The sequence below is a fragment of the Vibrio agarivorans genome (genome assembly GCF_030409635.1).
In the GTDB taxonomy this organism is placed as follows: domain Bacteria; phylum Pseudomonadota; class Gammaproteobacteria; order Enterobacterales; family Vibrionaceae; genus Vibrio; species Vibrio agarivorans.
In genome coordinates, this window is the sequence record NZ_JAUFQF010000002.1 from 290,587 (window position 1) to 311,780 (window position 21,194).

Annotated in this window: 21 protein-coding genes; 12 read left to right on the forward strand and 9 right to left on the reverse strand. The window is 46.4% G+C overall.

From position 1 onward, the window contains the following. Positions 1-108 precede the first annotated feature (108 nt). The 6 genes from QWZ05_RS06835 to QWZ05_RS06860 all read left to right on the forward strand — a co-directional run bounded on the left by QWZ05_RS06835 (position 109) and on the right by QWZ05_RS06860 (position 7,470). A complete protein-coding gene (locus tag QWZ05_RS06835; RefSeq protein ID WP_290297497.1) occupies positions 109-918 on the forward strand; it encodes an AraC family transcriptional regulator in 810 nt (269 codons plus the stop codon). A 173-nt stretch (positions 919-1,091) separates the two neighbouring features. Next, positions 1,092-4,220: a bifunctional proline dehydrogenase/L-glutamate gamma-semialdehyde dehydrogenase PutA gene (gene putA, locus QWZ05_RS06840; RefSeq protein WP_290297499.1), complete on the forward strand. Its 3,129-nt coding sequence runs from the start codon at positions 1,092-1,094 to the stop codon at positions 4,218-4,220. Continuing rightward, complete coding sequence (locus tag QWZ05_RS06845) at positions 4,217-4,915, forward strand: 1-pyrroline-5-carboxylate dehydrogenase (RefSeq protein WP_290297501.1); 699 nt, start codon at positions 4,217-4,219, stop codon at positions 4,913-4,915. Before putA ends, QWZ05_RS06845 begins: the two co-directional genes overlap by 4 nt. Positions 4,916-5,004: 89 nt before the next feature. After that, on the forward strand, positions 5,005-6,495 hold the full coding sequence (putP, locus tag QWZ05_RS06850; protein WP_264876179.1) for a sodium/proline symporter PutP: 1,491 nt from the start codon (positions 5,005-5,007) through the stop codon (positions 6,493-6,495). Between the two features lie 236 nt (positions 6,496-6,731). Beyond that, entirely contained in the window at positions 6,732-6,872 is a 141-nt protein-coding gene (locus QWZ05_RS06855; protein WP_264876180.1) for a hypothetical protein, read from the forward strand. A 121-nt stretch (positions 6,873-6,993) separates the two neighbouring features. Next, on the forward strand, positions 6,994-7,470 hold the full coding sequence (locus QWZ05_RS06860; protein WP_264876181.1) for an Lrp/AsnC family transcriptional regulator: 477 nt from the start codon (positions 6,994-6,996) through the stop codon (positions 7,468-7,470). A 19-nt stretch (positions 7,471-7,489) separates the two neighbouring features. Here the strand turns inward: QWZ05_RS06860 and QWZ05_RS06865 are convergent, their stop codons facing one another. Then, the gene (locus QWZ05_RS06865; RefSeq protein ID WP_264876182.1) at positions 7,490-8,194 is read right to left on the reverse strand and encodes a DUF445 domain-containing protein; all 705 of its coding nucleotides are present in this window, start codon (positions 8,192-8,194) and stop codon (positions 7,490-7,492) included. 233 nt (positions 8,195-8,427) lie between these two features. Between QWZ05_RS06865 and QWZ05_RS06870 the strand changes: the two genes are divergently transcribed. After that, complete coding sequence (locus QWZ05_RS06870) at positions 8,428-9,651, forward strand: tetratricopeptide repeat protein (RefSeq protein ID WP_264876183.1); 1,224 nt, start codon at positions 8,428-8,430, stop codon at positions 9,649-9,651. A 120-nt stretch (positions 9,652-9,771) separates the two neighbouring features. Here the strand turns inward: QWZ05_RS06870 and QWZ05_RS06875 are convergent, their stop codons facing one another. The 7 genes from QWZ05_RS06875 to QWZ05_RS06905 form a co-directional block, all read right to left on the reverse strand. Continuing rightward, a complete protein-coding gene (locus QWZ05_RS06875; RefSeq protein ID WP_264876184.1) occupies positions 9,772-10,224 on the reverse strand; it encodes a copper chaperone PCu(A)C in 453 nt (150 codons plus the stop codon). A gap of 9 nt (positions 10,225-10,233) precedes the next feature. After that, complete coding sequence (locus QWZ05_RS06880) at positions 10,234-10,803, reverse strand: SCO family protein (RefSeq protein WP_264876185.1); 570 nt, start codon at positions 10,801-10,803, stop codon at positions 10,234-10,236. Continuing rightward, positions 10,800-11,045, reverse strand: a complete 246-nt coding sequence (locus tag QWZ05_RS06885; RefSeq protein ID WP_264876186.1) for a hypothetical protein — start codon at positions 11,043-11,045, stop codon at positions 10,800-10,802. The genes QWZ05_RS06880 and QWZ05_RS06885 overlap by 4 nt, the downstream gene beginning before the upstream one ends. A 196-nt stretch (positions 11,046-11,241) precedes the next feature. After that, positions 11,242-12,162: a polyprenyl-phosphate transporter gene (locus tag QWZ05_RS06890; RefSeq protein ID WP_264876187.1), complete on the reverse strand. Its 921-nt coding sequence runs from the start codon at positions 12,160-12,162 to the stop codon at positions 11,242-11,244. 99 nt (positions 12,163-12,261) lie between these two features. Next, positions 12,262-12,975, reverse strand: coding sequence for a flagellar brake protein (locus tag QWZ05_RS06895; protein WP_264876188.1), 714 nt, complete (start codon positions 12,973-12,975; stop codon positions 12,262-12,264). Between the two features lie 287 nt (positions 12,976-13,262). Further along, positions 13,263-14,393 (reverse strand): HlyD family secretion protein, encoded by a 1,131-nt coding sequence (locus QWZ05_RS06900; protein ID WP_264876189.1) that lies wholly within the window; start codon positions 14,391-14,393, stop codon positions 13,263-13,265. Beyond that, the gene (locus QWZ05_RS06905) at positions 14,393-14,776 is read right to left on the reverse strand and encodes a DUF3302 domain-containing protein (RefSeq protein WP_264876190.1); all 384 of its coding nucleotides are present in this window, start codon (positions 14,774-14,776) and stop codon (positions 14,393-14,395) included. Before QWZ05_RS06905 ends, QWZ05_RS06900 begins: the two co-directional genes overlap by 1 nt. Positions 14,777-15,004: 228 nt before the next feature. Here QWZ05_RS06905 and QWZ05_RS06910 point away from each other — a divergent pair, with 228 nt between their 5' ends. The 4 genes from QWZ05_RS06910 to QWZ05_RS06925 are packed head-to-tail and all read left to right on the forward strand — an operon-like array spanning position 15,005 to position 19,052. After that, entirely contained in the window at positions 15,005-15,958 is a 954-nt protein-coding gene (locus QWZ05_RS06910) for a YbgA family protein (RefSeq protein ID WP_264876191.1), read from the forward strand. Further along, a complete protein-coding gene (locus QWZ05_RS06915) occupies positions 15,948-16,733 on the forward strand; it encodes a MerR family transcriptional regulator (protein WP_290297514.1) in 786 nt (261 codons plus the stop codon). Before QWZ05_RS06910 ends, QWZ05_RS06915 begins: the two co-directional genes overlap by 11 nt. A gap of 10 nt (positions 16,734-16,743) precedes the next feature. Continuing rightward, positions 16,744-18,150 carry a deoxyribodipyrimidine photo-lyase gene (phrB, locus tag QWZ05_RS06920; RefSeq protein WP_290297516.1) on the forward strand — a complete coding sequence of 469 codons (1,407 nt, stop codon included), beginning with the start codon at positions 16,744-16,746 and terminating at the stop codon, positions 18,148-18,150. Next, on the forward strand, positions 18,150-19,052 hold the full coding sequence (locus QWZ05_RS06925) for a L,D-transpeptidase family protein (RefSeq protein ID WP_264876195.1): 903 nt from the start codon (positions 18,150-18,152) through the stop codon (positions 19,050-19,052). Before phrB ends, QWZ05_RS06925 begins: the two co-directional genes overlap by 1 nt. 80 nt (positions 19,053-19,132) lie before the next feature. Here the strand turns inward: QWZ05_RS06925 and QWZ05_RS06930 are convergent, their stop codons facing one another. Next, the gene (locus QWZ05_RS06930) at positions 19,133-19,393 is read right to left on the reverse strand and encodes an Lpp/OprI family alanine-zipper lipoprotein (protein ID WP_264876196.1); all 261 of its coding nucleotides are present in this window, start codon (positions 19,391-19,393) and stop codon (positions 19,133-19,135) included. Positions 19,394-19,785: 392 nt separating this feature from the next. Between QWZ05_RS06930 and QWZ05_RS06935 the strand changes: the two genes are divergently transcribed. Then, positions 19,786-21,126 (forward strand): DEAD/DEAH box helicase, encoded by a 1,341-nt coding sequence (locus QWZ05_RS06935; RefSeq protein ID WP_373875537.1) that lies wholly within the window; start codon positions 19,786-19,788, stop codon positions 21,124-21,126. Positions 21,127-21,194: the final 68 nt, after the last annotated feature.

Consider the following 21,194-nt stretch of genomic DNA (forward strand, 5'->3'; position numbering starts at 1 on the left):
CATGTACGTCCATTTACATGTAGAACAAGCGCTTATACAATCCACTATTCAAGCTCGAACCCCTGATATACACTGGCCGCGTTTGCTGATTATATTGCTAGGTGAAACGTGTCAAAGTCTTCAATCCCTTCTCATACCCCATCGATACAACTGCCTACGCCTGCAGAAGTTGTTACTTTGCCCTCATTTATGGATTGCCATGATCATAGTTACACCCAGATCGTGATTGGTTTGGATGGCAGTTCCGAGTTCGAGGTATCGGGGGTGGGCAATATTGTGGGGCCAGGGCAAGGGTGTATTGTCAATTCGGGAGAAGGGCATGCGTTCGGGAGTGTACATAATCCGTCAGATATTCTGGTACTAAACCTTCCAGCGGCACAAGACAGTGACCCACTGTTATTACACAAGCTTAATCAAGTCGCCAAGACAGAGCTCTATTTTCAACTGGACACTTCGGTGCAACAGCTCATCCACTTGATGACCAAAGAGATGCGCGCACACCCTGATGATGTTCTGCTTCGTCGCGCTTGTAACGATACCGTGATTGCTCTTTTGCATCGCCACAGTCAGCAATTTCAGTTAGTAGAGAAGTCTCCCCGATTTGATATCGACTTGCTCAATCGTTATATCGATCAACATATTAGCCGTAAGATCTCAGTCACTCAGTTAGCGGGTAGCGTCTTTTTGAGTGAGAGTCAGTTTCATCACCTGTTTAAAGAGCAGTTCAACATCACACCGCATCAATATGTATTGAGTCGACGAGTCGATAAGGCGAAGCAGCTGATTGAGGTTGGTCAGTTTACTTTAGGTCAAGTCGCTGAACTCACGGGCTTTTCTAGCCAAAGCACTTTTGCCCATGCCTTTAGTCGTTTGGTGGGTCAAACACCATCATCATTTCGTAAGCGCTTTAAAGGTTAATGTGACGGCTGTGGCACATTATTTGTGATATTGTTTCGGTTTCGTTATGTATAGGAGTTTTTAAATAAAAAACCAGAGTTTTTGACAAGTTTTTCATTCCCCCTCAAAATAGACTGCTAGCCATTGTTTAATTCTCGAGACGCACTCGAGGCAGTCACAGATAGAGGGAAGTTATGTTTGCTGCATCAAATGTATTTACCCCAGCGTTTATCGAGCAGCCGCTCGAGGTGCTGTGGTCGCATATTTCTCCATTGTATATGGTGGATGAAACGCAATGGCTACAACAACTAATTCCATTAGCTACGCCTTCGGATTTGGAAAAACAGCAAATCCAATCTCAAACCCACTCACTGATTGAAGCCATTCGCGCGGATAAACAGTCGATCCAAATGATCGATGCACTGTTGCTTGAATACAGCTTAGACACGCAAGAAGGTATCTTGTTGATGTGTCTCGCTGAAGCATTGATGCGTATTCCTGATGCTGCAACCGCCGATGCCTTAATTAAAGATAAACTCACGGTGGCAGACTGGAAATCTCACTTAAAGAGTTCCGATTCGGTATTTGTTAATGCTTCCACGTGGGGGTTAATGCTGACCGGCAAAGTGATTGGTTTGCAGGAAAGTGACAAGCAAACCCCAGCGAACGCGATGAATCGTTTAATGAATAAAATGTCAGAGCCTGTCATTCGACGTGCGATGCATCAAGCGATGAAGATCATGGGGCATCAGTTTGTGCTTGGTCGCACTATTGGTGAGGCGCAGAAGAACAGCGTAAACCTGCAAAAACAAGGCTTTACGCACTCATACGATATGCTAGGTGAGGCTGCCCTCACTAGCGCTGATGCCAGTAAATACTTTAAAGATTACTTAATGGCGATTGAAGCGGTTGGCAGGCAAGAAAAAGTGGCAGGCTGCCCACTACCTTCCGTCTCTATTAAGTTATCGGCTCTGCATCCGCGTTATGAAGTGTCTCAACGTGAGCGTGTGATGACGGAGCTTTATGCCACGGTCAATGAGCTGCTAAAACGAGCGGTTGAGTTGGATATTCCGATTACTATTGATGCTGAAGAAGCAGATAGACTTGAATTGTCTCTTGAGCTGTTTGCCAAGCTTTATCAAAGCGATACTGTGCGTGGCTGGGGTCGATTTGGCTTGGTAGTTCAAGCTTATTCGAAGCGAGCGCTGGCCGTGTTGGTCTGGTTAAACCGCCTTGCTCAACTTCAAGGAGACACGATTCCGCTGCGCTTGGTTAAAGGCGCATATTGGGACAGTGAGATCAAATGGTCTCAGCAGTCGGGCTACCTTGCTTATCCGGTATTTACGCGTAAAGAAGCCACTGATGTCTCTTATCTAGCCTGTGCACGCTTCCTACTGAATGATGCCGTGCGGGGTAATATTTTCCCTCAGTTTGCCAGTCACAATGCGCAGACTGTAACCGCGATAGCCTCGATGGCAACACATTCGGATTACGAATTCCAACGGTTACATGGAATGGGAGAGGCGTTGTATCAACACGTCATGGCTCGCTATCAGCAATCAGTGCGTATCTATGCGCCCGTCGGAAGCCATAAAGACCTTCTGCCTTATCTCGTGCGCCGTTTGCTTGAAAATGGTGCCAACAGCTCTTTTGTTCATCGATTAGTGGATAGTCGTTGTCCCGTTGAGAGTTTGACCCATCATCCAATTGATACTTTGCTGGCTCATGAGAGCTTGGCCAATCCGCAGATCCCACTCCCTCCAGAAGTGTTTAATGACCGAATCAACTCACTAGGTGTCAATGTCGATATTGAGAGTGAGTGCTTACCCTTTGAGCGTCAAGTCGAGCAGTTTATCGATACCCAGTGGTATGGCGCGCCGATCATTAATGGCATTGTTACTTCCGAAAGCATGATCAAGGCAGATCCACAAGCTCTAATGATCACAGCCCCGTATGATCGCTCAAAACAGGTCGGGGTAATGAAGTTTACATCCCTTGATCATGTTTCCGACGCGATCAGTACAGCAAAACAAGGCTTTGAGGATTGGGCGAAGACGACCCCTGAGCAAAGAGGCGCTTATTTAGAGAAGTTTGCTGATGTTATGCAGGATAACTTAGCTGAGCTTGTCGCACTGTGTCATCACGAGGCCGGTAAAACGATTCACGATAGTATTGATGAAGTCCGTGAAGCAGTCGACTTTTGTCGTTATTACGCGAAGTTTGCGCCAATTTTTGAGAGTGAGACGAGACAAGGCATCAATGGTCGAGAGCAAACTTGGCAGCGTCAAGGGCGTGGCGTCTTTGTGTGCATTAGCCCTTGGAACTTTCCACTAGCGATCTTTGTTGGGCAAATCTCAGCGGCGTTAATGGCGGGCAATACGGTTATCGCTAAACCCGCAGAGCAAACCAGTTTAATGGCATGTAAAGCGGTGCAGTTGATGCTTGAAAGTGGTTTTCCAAGTTACGCGATCCAGCTTGTTCCTGGCTCTGGTGCAGAGTTGGGTGCGGCTCTGACACAACACCCTGATGTCGCGGGCGTTGCATTTACTGGATCGACGCCAACGGCGCAGCGTATTAATGCTTCGTTAGCGCAGCGAGAGACATTGCCTGTTCCGTTTATTGCTGAAACGGGAGGGCAGAATGCGATGATCGTTGATAGCACTGCGCTGCCAGAGCAGGTGGTGAGAGATGTGGTTCGTTCGGCTTTCGCTTCGGCAGGGCAGCGCTGTTCGGCACTGCGTGTGTTGTTTGTTCAGCAAGATATTGCTGATCGCATCCTTCACCTTATTCAAGGTGCAATGGATGAGCTTTATGTTGGTAAGCCTTATCTACATCAAGCAGATGTTGGACCGGTGATTGATCAAACCGCAAAGAACAAGCTCGAACAGCATATTGAACGTATGCAACGTGAACATCGCTTAGTTGCGCAAGCTAAATTCAGTGACGTATGTGACAGTGGGGACTATATCGCCCCAATCGCCTTTGAAATCGACAGCCTATCTTCACTCTCTGAAGAGCAGTTTGGCCCCATCCTACACATCGTACGTTATCAAGCCGATCAATTGGCGAACGTGGTTGAGCAAATTAACCAAAGTGGTTATGGCCTCACGATGGGTATTCATAGTCGCAACGAGACCACTTATCGCTGGATAGAGAAGCATGCTCAAGTAGGGAACTGCTATATCAATCGTGATCAAGTGGGCGCGGTTGTTGGTGTTCAACCGTTTGGCGGGCAAGGTTTATCAGGTACAGGGCCGAAAGCGGGTGGCCCGCATTATCTATATCGATTCTCTCAGTTTTCTTTGTTGGAGGTAGAGGCATGATTCAGCACATTACTCAATTTAAAGAAGCGAGTCTCGCGTTGGAATATTGGCGTTTTGTCGATAGCCAACAAAGAAGTGAGTACCTGCTTACCTTTCAATCGCAGCTGGCACAAAAGCAGCCGGCCTTAGCAGCCATAATGGCAATGCAGATTGCTGCTAGTCGAGAGCTTATCGACAAAACAACACCGCTTTGTGGGCCAACAGGTGAAACCAATGAGCTGTATCTCTCGGCTCGAGGGGTCACTTTATTGGTTCTGCAAGAGGAGTGCTTACAGGCTCGTATGGCACTGTTAGCTCAGCTGATCGCTGCACTCAGTGCAGGCAATAGTGTTGTGCTGTGCAGTGTTGATCATGAGTTTTCTCAGCTGATAGAGCAATCATGGGCTGCCACGCAAGCCAGCGCTCACCTTGTGCAGTGTTTCTCACTTGAAAGTTATCAAGAATTTGTTGAGTTGGATATTCGCACAGCAGGCTATGTTGGCAGTGAAGGCGGAGTAAAGGCGTTTAATCGTCATATCGCGCAGCGTGAGGGTGTGATTGTCCCTGTGGTTGTCGAAACAGATTTAACGATGTTGCCGACAGCACAAGATCCGATGTTGGCGCTGCGTTTTAGTACTGAGCGCACAAGAACCATCAATATTACAGCGGTGGGAGGCAACGCCACTCTTTTGGAGTTAGGTAATCCGACCCATTAAATTTGTATCACCGAAGCGGTGATTGAACGCTCTGCTTATCAAACATGGTGTTTGATAAGCAGAGCACAACAATAAAAAAGGAAAACATGATGTTCAATAGCTTTGCTATTACAACAACGTTTATTGCCTATTTACTGGTAATGCTTGGAATAGGCGTCGTAGCCTATATGAGAACCAAAAACTCGACGGACTACTTTCTCGGAGGGCGCTCACTAGGGCCATGGCCTGCTGCTTTGTCTGCCGGTGCTTCTGACATGAGTGGTTGGTTATTGATGGGCTTACCTGGATACGCTTATGCGGCAGGCTTTGAGGCAATATGGTTGGCTGGCGGGCTATTGCTGGGCACGTGGGCAAACTGGCTCATCTGTGCGAAACGCTTGAGAACGTACAGCATTACTACTGAGTCTCTGACGATTCCAGAGTATTTATCACGCCGTTTCCAAGATAACAGTAAGTTGATTCAAACTATCTCGGCCTTTTTCATTTTGCTGTTTTTCTTGTTCTATACCAGTTCAGGATTAGTCGCTGGCGGTAAGTTGTTTGAGACGGTATTTGGTCTCGATTACACCACCGCTGTGATCATTGGTACGGTGTGTGTGGTGTCTTACACCCTGTTTGGTGGGTTCCTCGCGGTGTCTTGGACAGACTTAGTTCAAGGCTTGCTGATGGCCGCAGCGCTATTAATTGTTCCGATCGCGGCCCTTGATGGTGGTTTTGCTAAGCTCAGTGGTGAGCTTACGGCTATTAACCCAGAGTTGTTAACCATGTGGAATGGTATGGATGGTAAGCCACTTTCGGCTATTGCAATCATCTCTTTAGCGGCTTGGGGTTTGGGTTACTTCGGACAACCTCATATCTTGGCACGTTTTAAGGCGTCACGAACCAACCGCGACCTCGTGACAGCGCGTCGAATCGCAGTAACTTGGACGGGGTTATCGATGGCAGGCGCAATGCTGGTGGGTTTTGTCGGCCTTATTTATGTCACGAACACTCCATCTGTCACCTTAGATGACAGTGAAAAAATCTTTATGTTGTTAGTGAACGCGATTTTCCACCCAGTGATCGCGGGTATTCTTCTCGCGGCGATTCTGGCGGCGATCATGAGTACGGCTGATTCACAACTATTGGTGTCTTCATCCGCCCTTGCTGAAGATTTTTATAAGCAGTGGTTAAACACCTCGGCAAGTTCAGAGCAGATCGTTAAAGTGGGCCGCTTTGCGGTTGTTGCGATTTCTATCTTTGCGTTAGTTTTAGCGATGAACCCAAACAGTTCAGTATTGGGGTTAGTCTCTTATGCTTGGGCTGGTTTTGGTGCCGCGTTTGGTCCTGTGATTATTCTGAGTCTGTATTGGAGTCGTATGAATCGTCAAGGCGCGCTGGCGGGTATTATCGTTGGTGGTGTGACTGTGGTGGTTTGGAAGCAACTGAGCGGCGGCTGGTTTGATCTGTATGAAATTGTCCCTGGAATTGTGCTAGCGACAATAGCCGTGGTTTTTGTGAGTTTAATCACGTCTGAGCCGAGTGACGACGTTGCTTCGCAACACGACAAATTTGAAAAATCTCTTAAAGATCTCGATTAATGTCTTCCTTTTAGTAGATAAAAATCGAACTTTAGGATTATTTTTTGAAGCTACATCACGAAAATGAAGGTGTTTAGTTATTGAGCGGAACTTTTTTAAGCAGAATGGCGTCTACCCTGTACAACCCAGCCATTGTTTTGAGGATGAAAACCATGCCAACTGCTTATTGTTCCTGCTGCCGAAAAGAAACTGCCCACAAAGTAGTTATGCGAAGGTCAGAGGAAGAGTTGCCGGCAATGTCACATTGTCTTCGTGTGGTTAAAGCAGTGTTTACGGGTGATCATTACATGAAAATGGAAAAAGTGGTCTCTTGCCGAGTATGTGCAACCGAATTTAAACCTGCAGTTGTGGTTGGCTCAGGGCTATCACCGGCTTAAAACCGCTCAAATGACTTTTAAAAAAACGGCGCTTATCACAGCGCCGTTTTTTGTGCTTTGTGCATTTTGACAACTTGAGTATATGATGCGGGCAAAGGCGTCATAATTGTGAGTATGAGAGATGGAACTCGACCGAACTGATAAAGAAATTCTGCGGCTTTTACACTTAAAGGGGCGATTGCCCGTTGTAGAGTTGGCCAAGCAAGTGAACCTCACGACTTCTCCTTGCTCAGAACGCGTCAAGCGACTTGAGAAAGAGGGATATATTACAGGCTACCATGCAGAACTTAACCCAGAAAAGCTCGGGGTTGATGTGCAGGTATTCATCCACATTCGCTTAGATCAAAGCAGTTTTTCTATTTTTGATAAGTTCGCCAAAGCGGTGGAAGATATGCCTGAAGTGGAAGAGTGTTACTCGTTATCTGGTGATTTCGATACCATGATAAAGGTTCGAGTAAAGGATATGAAAGCGTACCAAGCGTTTATGTCTCGCAAGCTTGGCACGCTCCCTGGCGTTATTCAAACACGCAGTGAAGTTGTGATTGAAGAGCACAAAAAAGGGTTTGGTGTTAATCCTGAGTTGTTCTCGATGCTTTAAGTTGGATAGATGCTCTAAGCTAGATAAAGGTGGCTGAAATCACACCAATCAGGCCACCAAACACCCCACCCCAAACGACGAGCCAGCCTAAGTGTTGCTTGATCATTTGCTGGACAAGTTCTTTGACCAATTGCGGCGTTAGCTCATTTAAGCGCTGAGTGATGATTTGCTCTATATTCGATTTGATGTCTTCCATCATATCTTTTGATTCAAACTGCTCTTTTAACGCACTTTTGACGGTATCGCTTTGGCCGATTTCAGCGACTGACTCACGCATTTTTTCAACGAAAGGCTGCTTTAAGGGCTCAAGAGCCTCAGTGCCACCAAACATCGCGATCATGCCGCCAAAAGAGGATTGCGCAATTACATCGACTAATTTGTCGAAAGTTGGGTTGAAGTCGATTTTTTCAATCACGGGCGCGAGATCAATGGCAGTTGAGCTGTTCATCTCTTCATTGAGGAAGCGGTCGATGTTTTCTTCGGTGAAAAACTGCTCCATCATCATAGTGCGGATCGCTGCTTTAAATTCTTCAAATCGCGCTGGAATAACCCCCGAGCCATAGAGCCCTGGCACTTTTTCAAACAGCATATGAATCGCAAGTGAGTTCGTCACCGCACCCGAGAAGGCAAAAATACCGGCAATGAACAGCATTTGGACCTGTGCAAAATGGCCTACGGCGATAAGGGCAATAGCGATGCCGTTGGTGAGGATGTTTTTATTCATGGGTTGCTTTCATTAGTCAGACGTTATGCGCGAATTTTAAAAGATAACGACGACAGAGAAAAGACGCCAACGGGGTGATCAGTTACAATAACTCGCTATTTGACCGCCTTGTATAGAGACCAAACTAAAGATCGAGCGATTTTGGTCGTTATATTAGAGTGGTTATTGTCGTTTTTGTTGGTGTTCATATCATCGGCGAAAGAGCGAGTATTGAGTATTTACTGAGAAGTTTGATGAGTTTTATTGGCATTGCAGTCGGGCTAGCGGGAGTATCGTTGATTTCGATGTTCCTTTGGATGTTATCTCTGTCCCTACGCAAAAAGAGAATGGAGCAAGAGAGGATTGAGCGGGATCGTCAGTATCGCCGTACACTTGCTCGTGCCAAAGAACAAGAGCATCAAGAACGTGTGATGAAAGCAGAGTGTGGGCATATTCCAACCATTCTCTACTTAGCGAAAGAGTCTGAGCGCCGTAACACGCGTGAAGCTTTGTATTGGTATGAGAAAGCTGCAGAGCTCGATAATATCATGGGCATGCAAGGGTTGATTAAAATTAGCCAGTTGCATACTGAAGATCTCGTTCTCAAAGAAAAGGCTAAGTTTTGGAAGAAGTGCGCCAAAGCACTTAATGGCGATCTCACCGCGAAGTATGAAACCGGTGTGGCGCTGATTTACGGGCAAGGTATTACGAAAGATCCCGACCGAGGTTTAGAACATGTAATTTCTGCCGCAGAGCTTGACTATATGGACTCAATCCTGTTTTTGGGTCAGTGGTATCAATCGAAAGATAACCCTTCACCAGAGCCGGAGAAAGCGCTGTTTTGGAACAAAGCAGCAGCGAAACTGGGCGATAAACGCGGCATGCTGAGCTTAGGGAAAAACTACCTAAAGGGCATAGGCACAGAGGTCGACTTTCTCCAAGGCTGTTACTGGTTAGAGCGAGCGGCTGAAAAAGGCAGCCCTGAAGCGATGTGCTTGGCGGGTGAAGTCTGGATAGATAAGAAGCCGAGTGGCAACGCAATTGCCTATACGTGGCTGTTTATGGCAGCGCATTACGGCTGGCAAGATGCGCGGCCTCTGCGTGATAAAGTCGCCAATAATATCGGGGTAGACTCTGTGGTGGGTTTACAGTCTTTAACTAAACCACTCATCCGCAAAATATCAGAAGGAAAGGTGGCTAAGCACAGCCTGATTAGAGCATTTAATAAGCTATATAAGCGTAAAGTTCCGATTCCTAAGAAAATCCCAGTAGTGAGTGAAGAGGCAATTGTCGAGGGTGTGACCACAGATAGCAATGCACCGTCAGGGCCAGTTGCTGATACCCTGTCGTATGAACCAGAAGTGCAGCACAGTGGTCAAGAACTCAATCCACAAATCGCCACGACATCGGTTGAAGCGCAAAGTGTGCCAGCGATGGATTTTAGCCAAACCCCAATGGATTCATCTTTTCGGCAGTAATACAGATTAGAAATAACAAGGGCGAGTCATTACTACTCGCCCTTGTTATTTTATATAAATGATACAGTTTTTATGCCTGAATAAGTTGCTTTGGCTCAAAAAGTATCTTTGGCGTAAAAATCAGTGATGGTGATGTTTCATCCCTTGCATGACCTTTTTCACCGGAGCATCGAATTGAAGCGTATCACCCTCTTTTAGCGATAATTCAACTGAGAGCACTTCTCCCTCTTTTAGAGGTGAGTCGAGGTTAAATAGCATGATGTGGTCTGCACCAGGTTTGAGGTGTAACTGCTGTTGAGCTGCGATGGTAAAATTAGGCACTTGACGCATCTTCATCACATCGCCTTCCATCTCGACCGTGTGCAGCTCGACTTTTCCTGCGCGCTCAGTGCTAGCTGACATGACGACAACTTCTTTATCTGAGTGATTGTGCAGCGTAGCGAAAACCGCACTGGTGGTGACGCTAGGTGGTGTTGCACGCGCATACGCATCTTGAACCTCGATAGAGTAGTGAGCTTGAGCAAAGCTTGATGTGAGTACAAATAGAGCCAGTGTTTTTGCAAGAGCGTGCATTGGTTTTCCTTAAGATTTCGTTATTGTTTTGATGGCTGCGAGCACTGGTGCTGGAGAGAGTGCATGCGGCACTTTCGTCATCAGATTGCCTTGTGCGTCGATAAAGTAAAAATAGGAATTATGGTCGAGGGTATAGTCCAACTCAGACCCTTCAAGCTCTGTTTTCTGAAAGATGACGCCATAGTGTTGAGCGAGCTTCTTAGTGGTCTCTAGACTACCACTCATGCCCTCAATCGCTGGGTGAAAGTACTGCGCATATTGATGTGCAAGCGCAGCATCATCACGATCTGGGTCGAGAGAGATGAAGATAGGACGAATTTGTTGCAGCTCAGATTCATCCAGCTGATTGAGTGCGCCAGATAGCATTGCTAGGGAGGTTGGGCAGACATCTGGGCAGCGAGTGAAACCAAAATAGATGACTCGAATCCGTGAGTCACTTGGGTCAAACAGTTCAGTGTTAGGGTTGTCTGTGGTACCTAAAGTGGCAGTAAACCCCTCTGGTTCCGTTTTTTGAAGGCCATATTGAGCGCCAATTCCAACCAAAAATGCCAAAGGGAGTAACCAGATCCATTTGTTCATCGCTGCATCCTTATACCTGTATAAATTGATTCATTGCCATCTGTGAGCTCGCCATACCACGTCATCGCATCGAGCGTGCAAACAGGCAGTATGACTTCGGCGACGTAGACTCCGGGTGTTGTGGCCTTCAGTTGAATACGAACTTCCCCCATATCCATCTCATGACCGACCAAGCGCAACTGCAGACTTTCTGTTTCACTCGGCCAGGCTACAGTGAGTCGCGCAGGTGTGAGTGGGGTCATTGTATCGACACTTAGTTGAACCGTTTTATCTTTGATTATACAAGGGGTGGTGGAGGCAAGGCAGGTGGGCGGCGGCAGGGCGGTTTGGGCTTCTTGCCAAGCGTGAATGGCAGGCATAAGAAAAAATCCTGCCATCACAGTTAGAGCAATTACAACGAGCAATATCCCTGCTCTCATGCGTCATCCTTAACCTTGTTTAGTGTTGTTGTGTATCGGCGACCTTCTCTAGTCCAAGCACAAGGCCAATCGCAACAAGCGCCGCGACCACAGCATAGAGCAAGTGAGCGGGCTCATTGTGCAGTGCCTCGAATGAGAATGGGCTGAGATTGATTTGCTCTAGAGGTACCTGTTCACCACTGGAGTTGGTGCGCCAACTAATGGTCTCTTTCCAAGGCCATATTTTAGGTAAAGTCCCTATCATTAAGCCAGTCAGAAACGTCAAAGTGAGGTCTCGGTAACGGTTTAGTAGCCAAGATAGCAGATGAGAGAAGCACAATAGGCCAGTGACACAGCCTGTCAAAAATAGCGCAAGAATACCAAAGTCAGCGCCTTTGACCGCCGCGAGTACTGGCGTGTACATTCCCAGCAGCAATAAAATAAAGCTGCCAGAAATACCCGGTAAGATCATCGCGCAAATAGCGATAGCACCACAGATGAGAAAGTTTATTGAGGTTGGTTCGAGATCAAGCGGCTTGAGTACAGTGATCACAAAAGCAAAGCCGACACCGAGTAGCAAAGCGGCCGCGGTTTTTAAGTCACGCTGTTTAACTTGGCGCATGACATGGTAGACCGACACTAAGATCAAACCGAAAAAGAAAGACCATAGTGGGATGGGGTGCGCCACCATCAGCCAAGAAATGAGTTTGGCTAAGGTTGCTATGCTGGTGAGTACTCCACCAAACAAGGCTATAAGGAAGGTACCATTGATCGACTGCCAAGCCCCTTTGATGCCTTGCTCTTTTATTGTGCCGATGAGGCTAGGATTGATGCTACGAATACTGTTCAATAGTTTATCGTAGATACCCGTGATGAAGGCAATCGTACCGCCAGAAACGCCAGGCACAACATCCGCTGCACCCATCGCCATCCCTTTTAAAAACGTGGTGAAATAATTCATAGTAAAAGTGTTAAATTTTTGATGGGTCAAGTATATACCCAAGTGATTCTACCTGGGTATAGCTAAGTGATTATTTACTAGGAGGGTTTTCGTTCTCAGTTAGCGCAGGGTTAGCTTGCTGCCATTAAACTTGAGATTAGCAAGTAGGAACTTGGCGTTCTCTCTGCCTTTATCATCAAATTGAACACCATAACGAGCGTGAAAACTTGAGCGTTGTAAATTACAGACACGACCATAGAGTGGAGCAAACTGCTTCTGCTTACCTTGGGGCATCAAAAAGGTGATTTCAACGCTGTCGCCGACCTGATAAGGACGGGCAAGAGGGGTGGTAATGAAGCGGCACCCCCCTTTTGATAGATCACGCACTTCACACTCCGCTTGCTGATTCTCTGATCGAACGCGACCTACGAGATTTACATCGTAGCGAGGTTCTTTACGTAACTGCTGAACTTTCATAGTACGTGGGACTGACATCGCGATATACGGCAGAGGGTCGTGAATCACGTGTTCTATTTGTGCTCTAAAGTGTACGACAGCTCCTTCACCTCGTGGTGAAATAGCTCTTACATTGACCCAAAAGCCTTCTTGAAAGTAGTTCGCAAGATCATCTTCAGACATCACTGGTGGTTCGATCATCACCATGGTGTCAGAGTGAGTGCCGATAAAGTTGGCTGAAATTCGAAATGTAGTGCCAACCGGTGTGGTGATATTGATGGTCATTTCACTGCCATGTTCCACCATCGCTAAGGCATCAACACTGTTGAGTGTAGACACTTCGCTGGTTGGTTTTCTCACTGATGTTGTAAGCCCCATTAAGCCTTCCCCGCTTATCGAGATTATTTTTATTTGCTGTGTGTTTTTTGATCAAACGAGACAATTTAAGTCAGTTGATTTTTTATGCTATACCCCTAGCCCGAGTATGCATTGAATATAATTTGGCCATTCTATGTGGGATCTCTGTTCCAGAAAATAGCTTATTGACCTATTTAAGGTTAATTCTGTCACACTCTGTTACATTGATCACATGAATAATCCCGATACTAAATGAAAAAGCCCGGCTAGAAAATAGCCAGGCTCAATAGGAAGGGTTAGTTGGTCAATTAATGATCTAAATAGAGGTAGTTTTGCCAACTCTTCATACGGATAAGTACTTTACGCATAACAGAGACATGGGTAAATTTATCCGAGTAAACCGCTACTTCTACCGCGGTACCCATAGGTAAATCATATTGGGTTAAATCGTCTGTAATTCGAAGTGTGACAAAGACGCGTCCATTGGTACGAAGCGCATCTGTCCCTAGTAGCTGTCCTCGTGCTTGGAATTGGCTTTCACCGATCGCTGGAATTACTTCGACCACTTCACCTTTAAATACTTGCCCTGGTAAGGCGCGGAACATAAATTCAGCCTCAAAGCCCGGTTTTAAGCGTTGCAATGAGTTTTGGCGAAATGCCGCTGTGTATAGGAGCTCTTCCGTATGAATGAAGGTCATGACTGGTGCGAGCGGCAGCGGCACTGCCATTACGCCGGGACGCAGCGCGATTTGGGTTGCATAGCCGTCGGTTGGCGCTCGTACGATAGTTTGCTCTAGGTTGAATTCAGCTTGTCGCAGTTCTGCAAGTAGTGAGGCGACTTGGGTGTTTTGCCCACCAATCTCGGAATCAAGTGCAATTTCGGCTTGTTTTTGATTGGCATTGGCCACTTCAAGTGCCGCTTGCGAGCCTTTGTAGGCTTGGCGACGAGTATCCAGTTGTTGCTCAGTAAACGCGCCCTTATCAAAGCCACGCTGATAACGCTGGAACTCGCGCAATGCTTTATCCCGCTCTGCGAGTGCCTGTTCAACAGCGGCTTTTGCCTCTACCAAGTTAGACTCAAGGCCCAAAGCGCCTTGGTTGGCTTCTTTGATTTTAGCTTGAACCTTAGCCACTTCTGCTTGGAAAGGCTCAGGATCGATTTTAAATAACACATCGCCTTTTTTTAGTGGTACGTTGGGTTCGACAGGCACTTCAGTTACACGTCCACGCACGCCTGACACTACAGGAGTGGTTGAGAAAATCTGGTTCCCGAGTTGTGTAAATGGGTGGTTGTAGTTCATTAGCAAGATGAGAGTGCCAACCAAGACAACCCCGCCTAACACAGCCGTTGGTACTGTCCATTTATTGAGGGGGATATTGAAAATCTTAAATATGGCGATACAAAGCGCCGCATAGGTCATAACGAGTAGTAAATCCATTATTGCTCCTCCTCGTTGTTCTTCTCTACCGACATAGTGGGTGCGGATTGAGCTTGCTTAAGTTGCTCGACTTCTTGTTGCAGCGCTTCGACTTTGTCGATCAACGCGTCGACACGGTGATGTATGTCGTGTTGCTCGGCTTCAAGCTTTTTGAATCCCCAGCCGCGCTCTTTACGCCACAGCGTCGCCCATATCCATAAAAAAGGCCATATTGCATGCAGGGTAAACAGGCTTACCCAGCCCGCATAGTGAATTGCATCTTGGTGAGGGTGTTCGCGTTCTTTGGCAATCTCATAAGGGATGTCATGAATGACAATGATGCCGTAGAAGATCACTAGCGCGACAAAAACCAGCAACCCTAACGCAAAGTAATCTAGAAACATGGGACTTCCTTGTGTGTTCTATAGAGTCTTTAGTATTTGGTAAATTTAATGTTAAAGCAATGATTTGTTGATGCTTTATTGATATTTACTACATTGTTTAAGTCAAAGCCTGTCAGAAGGCTCCTACATCAAAATAGAATAATGGTGTTGTACAAAAATACTTTCTGTACAAACTCATAATTCCCTACAATACTTATACAAAAAGTTAACTTGTACATGAGGTGCAGCATGGAAGCAGAAAAAGTCAGAATTGGTATCAGTTCTTGTGTGTTAGGTGAAAAAGTTCGCTTCGATTCTGGACACAAAATCAGTAATTTCGTCACTAAAGAGCTATCACCATACCTTGATTTTATCTCGGTATGTCCTGAGGTGGGGATTGGGATGTCAGTGCCGCGCCCAACCATTCGTTTGATCTCGGACGAGGAGCGTATTGCTCTAGTTGAAACCAAAGACGAATCGAAAGATTACACCGACAAGATGCTCTCTTTTTCTCATGAAAAAGTAGAGCAGCTAGACCAAGAGCAGTTGTGTGGCTATATCGTTTGCGCGAAATCTCCAACATGTGGAATGGAACGCGTGAAGGTGTACAAACACAAACGCGCCGATAAAGACGGTATCGGTATGTATACGGAAGTGCTCATGACCAAAATGCCCTGGTTACCGATTGAAGAAGACGGTCGTTTGAATGACCCGGTATTGAAGGAAAACTTCATTACCCGCGTATACAGTTTACAAGACTTCTATGACTCTATGGGTGAAGAAGTGACGGCAGGAAAAGTGGTGGCATTCCACTCACGCTATAAGTTGTCACTGATGGCTCATGACCCAATCTCTTACAAAGAGCTGGGACGTTTGGTGGCCGCTGTCAAAGAGTATGACACCAATGAGTTCTTCGAGCGCTATCGTTTAGGTTTTATGGAAGCGATGAAAAAACGAGCGAGTCGTAAAAACAATACCAACGTACTGATGCACATCCAGGGCTATTTCAAAAAGTATTTAGACAAGCAACAAAAAGCCGAACTGGCGAAAGTGATTGATGAATATCGTACAGGTATTTTGCCGTTACTTGCGCCACTAACGCTGATTAAACACTATATCAGCATGTATCCAGATGAGTATCTAGCCAGTCAGAAATACCTCGAACCGTATCCACAGGAGTTACGCTTACGTTATGGGTTGTGATAGTAAAAAATACGCGATCAGAGAGATCTCAGAGATCACCGGTGTAAAGCCGGTGACTTTAAGAGCTTGGCAACGGCGCTACAGCCTAATTCAGCCAGAAAGAACAGACAAAGGGCATCGCTTATATACCCAAGCTCATGTTGAGACGATACAAGAGATTCAGGGGTGGCTGGCTAAAGGCGTTGCGATTGGTAAGGTGAAAGAGTTGTTGGGGAATCCCGATATCAGTCCTGATCCCGATGCCGTGCCGCAATCTTTAGAGCAAGTTGAGCCAATGTTAGGTGCTCTAGCGCAGCTTAAGAGTGGCAAAGTGGATTCGATGGTGGCCTCCCTTTTCAAAGATTACCCCTTGCAGCAGGTGGAGAATCTGTTTATTGCTCCTGTCATGGAAGCACTGATGCGAGTAAAAGGCAGTAGCCGAAGTATTCAAAAAGCGCTTTTCCAGAGCGTTATGATCAGTCGGGTCTCATCGATAATAGAGTCTGAAAACAAGGCTGCGCACAAAGGGCATACTTTAGTGGTTAACCTTGATGCCGCGGGCAGTGTGTATGCTTGGCTTTGGTGCGTGAGGGTTGCAGAAACAGGGCAACGTGTCACCATGCTAGACGGCGTGGAAGATGCGTCTGGATTGCTTGAGATCGGTGTGACATTTGATCAGCTCTCTGTGTTTTCTAATCGCGCCTTGCCCGAAGCGACGAAAGAAGTCATCCATCAGCTTAAGCAGTTGTGGGGTGACAAAATGCTCTGTTCTCCGATGATTGAGCATCTAGGCTAAGGAGTTACACATGGAGTTAGTGTGGTTTCGTCGCGACCTACGCGTCGATGATAACCCAGCCCTGCAGGCCGCGATCCGTTCAAACCAGCCAGTTGTTGCGCTGTTTATCGCAACGCCACAGCAGTGGCAACAGCACAACATGGCACCGCGTCAAGCCGACCTCATTTTTCGTCGATTATCTGAGCTTCAGAGAGACTTGAGTCAACTCAACATTACACTCTTATATAAAGAGGTCGACATCTTTGACGATGCCATTGACGAAGTAGTGGGTCTGTGCCAGCAATATGCTGTCACGACATTGCATGCGAATCATGAGTATGAGCTCAACGAAGTTAACCGAGATGAACAATTACAACAGCGCTTAGGAGATCAGAAGACTGAACTACAGCTCTATCACGACCGCTGCTTAACCGTTCCAGGCAGTGTTCTCAACAAGCAGGGCAATTACTTTAAAGTCTTCACCCCATTTAAAAAGGCGCTTTTGGCACAGTGGCAGCCAAGACGCATTGTTAAAGTGGAGGCCTGTTTAGCCAATAGCGATATTGAGATAACAGAGTCGCAGTGGCAAAGCACCTCAAGTCCCTTTGGTTATCCTCGAGAGGATAGCCAAGCGTGGCCAGTCGGCACGCAAGCGATCCGACAACGGCTGCGAGATTTTTGCCAAGATACGGTAGAACATTATCAGCAAGAGAGGGATTTTCCTGCCAAACCATCAACCAGCCAGCTTTCGGCCTACCTCGCTATAGGGGCGTTGTCACCTCGGCAGTGTGTAGCCCGGTTATATGCAAACGGAGACTATCTCAACGAAGGGGGTAGCACTTGGCTTAGTGAGTTGATATGGCGTGATTTTTATCAGCATTTAATTTTCTTTGAACCCAAGCTGTGTCAGCACAAAGATTTTGTCGAGTGGGCACCTCATATTCGGTGGGACTACTCTGATGATCGACTCATTCAATGGCAGGAGGGCAGAACGGGCTATCCGATTGTTGATGCAGCGATGCGCCAACTAAACCAGACCGGTTGGATGCACAATCGACTTCGTATGGTGGTTGCCAGCTTCTTTACCAAAGATCTGCATCTCGATTGGCGTTTAGGTGAGCGCTATTTTATGTCGAAGCTAATTGATGGAGACTTTGCCGCTAACAATGGTGGCTGGCAGTGGTGTGCATCAACAGGGTGTGATGGGCAGCCGTATTTTCGCATCTTCAACCCGATCAGTCAGGGAGAGCGTTTTGATGCACAAGGTGAGTTTGTTCGACACTGGATCCCAGAACTTAAAGCGGTGCCAAACAAGTTTGTTCACGCACCTTGGCTTTGGTCTGAGTTCGATAGTATTGATTATCCGCCTCCAATAGTTGATCACAAAGTAGAAAGAGAGATAACCTTAGCACTATATAAAGAAGCAAAGGATTTCTAATGAAGTTGCGTAAGTGCTTGTCTCTGTGCTGGTTGTTAAGTGCATCCGCGTGGTCTGCGACATACAGCTTGCCGCCCGAGGGAAGCAATATTGTCGGTCGAACTCAGTATCATGTCGTGGAGCAGGGTGAGACCATTGCCAATATTGCTAAGCAGTATGATGTGGGCTTTTTGTCTTTGTTGGCAGCCAACAAGGGCGTTGACCCTTTTCTACCACAAGCTGACCATGTATTGACGATTCCAAGTCAGATCATTTTGCCGCAAGCAGAGCGCAAAGGCATCGTGATTAACCTTGCGGAACTTCGTTTGTACTACTTTGATCCTGAAGAGGATGTGGTACACATCTTCCCTGTGGGGATTGGCCGAGTTGGTCGAGATACACCAGAGATGACCACGCGAATCAGCCAGATGCGAGAAGCTCCCACATGGACGCCACCGCAATCCGTGCGTCGAGATTATCTGGCGAAAGGGGTAGAACTACCTGCAGTAGTGCCAGCAGGCCCTGACAACCCGTTAGGTGAATATGCGATGCGCCTTGCTTATGGGCACGGCGAATATCTGATTCATGGCACGAACAAAGACTTTGGTATTGGTTTGCGCGTGAGTGCAGGCTGTATCCGTATGGAGCCAACTGATATTGAATGGCTTTTCTATCAAGTCGATAAGGGCACCAAGGTGCGCATTATCGATGAGCCAGTTAAGATGACATTAGAGCCAGACAGAAGTGTATTTGTTGAGGCGCATGAGCCTTTGACGCGCAGTGATGGAACGAAAAAAGATTTAGAGGTTCCGATTGAACTTCGCTGGTGGCTTGATGAGTATGGATTATCTGACAGCAAAACCCGAGCAGTGTTAATGGCGCAAAATGGTGTTCCGGTTGAGGTGGTTGCGTCTCAATTTTAAGACTAAATTGCGATTTCACAGATAAAAAAAGAGCCTGCAACTGCAGGCTCTTTTTACAAAATCTTGCTGTCTACTACAAATTACTTAGTGTAAGACTGTGCAATGTTGTCGATACGCTCGTTAGCGCGCGCTGCTTCTTCTTGAGCAGACATTGCAGCGTTCGTTGCTTTCTGAACGTCAGCGTTGTGCATAGACTTCAGAGAAGACACTTCTTGGCTAAGTTGGCTAACTTGCGCGTTTAGCTCGTTTAGTTGTGCTGTTGTTTCTTCATCTGGACCTGACGCACAGCCAGCTAGTAGAAGTACAGAAGACGCTGCAGCTGCGATTAACATTTTGTTCATCATGAACTCCTTGCATATAGATTTAGGTATCAAATAACGCCCTATACATTCTTTTTATATAGTGACAAAAGCAATTGTAGACATATTCTTGGTTAACACAAAGCTTAGAAAAGCTAAAAAAACCAAGAATTTAATGATAACGTAAATAAATTGATCTTGATCGCAAAAATGATTAATAATTTTAGCATTCAAGTCGATCTTTTAACCTTTAGTTGCTAAGGGTCGTCAAAACCCTAGTAATTTCAGATATTAGCGAATGTTACAATAAGGTTTAAAATGTCAACCTCTTATTTTGCTCACCATTTGGTGCTAGAACGACTAAGTTCGAACTAGATTTGGGTAGTTTGCGCTTTTGATGTATTATTACGCGCTTTTTTATAATTCGTTGGAGAATGCTTTTGCAGTTTAAAGATTTGGGCCTAGACAATCGCCTTTTAAAGACACTTAACCACTACGATTTCCGTAAACCGACGGACATCCAGAAGCAGGCTGTGCCTGTGGTGATTGCAGGTAAGGATTTGTTGGCTTCATCAAAGACGGGTTCGGGTAAAACCTTAGCTTTCGTTTTGCCAATGCTGCACAAAGCGCTAAAGTCAAAAGCATTCTCTGCCAAAGACCCTCGCGCAGTGATCCTAGCGCCAACCCGTGAGCTTGCTAAACAGGTTTATGGTGAGCTGCGTTCTATGCTTGCTGGTCTATCTTACGAAGCGACCTTGATTCTGGGTGGTGAAAACTTTAACGACCAAGTTAAAGCGCTGCGCCGTTATCCTAAGTTTATTGTCGCGACGCCAGGACGCTTGGCCGACCACCTTGAGCATCGTTCGCTATTCCTTGACGGCCTAGACACTCTTATTCTGGACGAAGCTGATCGAATGCTGGATCTTGGTTTTGCTCCAGAGCTACGTCGTATTCATAAGGCAGCAAAGCACCGTCGTCGTCAAACCTTGATGTTCTCGGCCACACTGGATCATGCAGAGGTGAACGACATTGCTTCTGAGATGTTGAACGCACCGAAACGTATTGCTATTGGTGTATCAAATGAAGAGCACAAAGACATTAATCAACGCTTTTATCTGTGTGACCACTTAGACCACAAAGAAGCGATCCTTGAGCGTGTGCTTGAAGAGGCGGAGTATCGTCAGCTGATTATCTTCACCGCCACTCGTGATGACACTGAACGTTTGTGTGCGAAGTTGAATGAGAAGAAGCTAAAAGCGGTTGCTTTGAGTGGTAACTTAAATCAAACCCAGCGCAACACGATCATGAGTCAGTTTGAGCGAGCGGTATTTAAAATTCTGGTCACTACTGATGTTGCATCGCGTGGTCTTGATATTGCTAACGTGACACACGTGATTAACTTCGATATGCCAAAACACACCGAAGAGTATGTTCACCGTGTTGGCCGTACTGGCCGTGCTGGTAATAAAGGCGATGCGATTTCTCTGGTTGGCCCTAAAGATTGGGCGAGCTTTAAACGCATTGAGACTTACCTGCAACAAGATCTCACCTTCTCAGTGCTTGAAGGCCTGAAAGGCAAGTTCAAAGGTATCAAGCCTCGCAAACCTGACTTACGCGGTAAGAAAGCAGACGCTACGAAAGTAAAAGGCAAAAAGAAACCCGTTCAGAAGAAAAAACCGGTTAAACGTGATAAGAGCTTCCACCAGAATGTGGCTGTGGGCGATGCTGTGTTTGTTCCTAAAAAGAAAGTCGCACCGAAAGTCGACGATGAGTAACTCGGCAACGGTATAGATGTAAAAGAAAGGGGTGGTCAATATGGCCACCCCTTTTTTATCAGTAACTG

Excerpts from the sequence above, each read along its gene's own strand:
- putA (WP_290297499.1), top strand. The coding sequence starts at position 1,092 with ATGTTTGCTGCATCAAATGTATTTACCCCAGCGTTTATCGAGCAGCCG.
- QWZ05_RS06845 (WP_290297501.1), top strand. The coding sequence starts at position 4,217 with ATGATTCAGCACATTACTCAATTTAAAGAAGCGAGTCTCGCGTTGGAA.
- putP (WP_264876179.1), top strand. The coding sequence starts at position 5,005 with ATGTTCAATAGCTTTGCTATTACAACAACGTTTATTGCCTATTTACTG.
- QWZ05_RS06855 (WP_264876180.1), top strand. The coding sequence starts at position 6,732 with ATGTCACATTGTCTTCGTGTGGTTAAAGCAGTGTTTACGGGTGATCAT.
- QWZ05_RS06860 (WP_264876181.1), top strand. The coding sequence starts at position 6,994 with ATGGAACTCGACCGAACTGATAAAGAAATTCTGCGGCTTTTACACTTA.
- QWZ05_RS06865 (WP_264876182.1), bottom strand. The coding sequence starts at position 8,194 with ATGAATAAAAACATCCTCACCAACGGCATCGCTATTGCCCTTATCGCC.
- QWZ05_RS06870 (WP_264876183.1), top strand. The coding sequence starts at position 8,428 with ATGAGTTTTATTGGCATTGCAGTCGGGCTAGCGGGAGTATCGTTGATT.
- QWZ05_RS06875 (WP_264876184.1), bottom strand. The coding sequence starts at position 10,224 with ATGCACGCTCTTGCAAAAACACTGGCTCTATTTGTACTCACATCAAGC.
- QWZ05_RS06880 (WP_264876185.1), bottom strand. The coding sequence starts at position 10,803 with ATGAACAAATGGATCTGGTTACTCCCTTTGGCATTTTTGGTTGGAATT.
- QWZ05_RS06885 (WP_264876186.1), bottom strand. The coding sequence starts at position 11,045 with ATGACCCCACTCACACCTGCGCGACTCACTGTAGCCTGGCCGAGTGAA.
- QWZ05_RS06890 (WP_264876187.1), bottom strand. The coding sequence starts at position 12,162 with ATGAATTATTTCACCACGTTTTTAAAAGGGATGGCGATGGGTGCAGCG.
- QWZ05_RS06895 (WP_264876188.1), bottom strand. The coding sequence starts at position 12,975 with ATGGGGCTTACAACATCAGTGAGAAAACCAACCAGCGAAGTGTCTACA.
- QWZ05_RS06900 (WP_264876189.1), bottom strand. The coding sequence starts at position 14,393 with ATGGATTTACTACTCGTTATGACCTATGCGGCGCTTTGTATCGCCATA.
- QWZ05_RS06905 (WP_264876190.1), bottom strand. The coding sequence starts at position 14,776 with ATGTTTCTAGATTACTTTGCGTTAGGGTTGCTGGTTTTTGTCGCGCTA.
- QWZ05_RS06910 (WP_264876191.1), top strand. The coding sequence starts at position 15,005 with ATGGAAGCAGAAAAAGTCAGAATTGGTATCAGTTCTTGTGTGTTAGGT.
- QWZ05_RS06915 (WP_290297514.1), top strand. The coding sequence starts at position 15,948 with ATGGGTTGTGATAGTAAAAAATACGCGATCAGAGAGATCTCAGAGATC.
- phrB (WP_290297516.1), top strand. The coding sequence starts at position 16,744 with ATGGAGTTAGTGTGGTTTCGTCGCGACCTACGCGTCGATGATAACCCA.
- QWZ05_RS06925 (WP_264876195.1), top strand. The coding sequence starts at position 18,150 with ATGAAGTTGCGTAAGTGCTTGTCTCTGTGCTGGTTGTTAAGTGCATCC.
- QWZ05_RS06930 (WP_264876196.1), bottom strand. The coding sequence starts at position 19,393 with ATGAACAAAATGTTAATCGCAGCTGCAGCGTCTTCTGTACTTCTACTA.
- QWZ05_RS06935 (WP_373875537.1), top strand. The coding sequence starts at position 19,786 with ATGCTTTTGCAGTTTAAAGATTTGGGCCTAGACAATCGCCTTTTAAAG.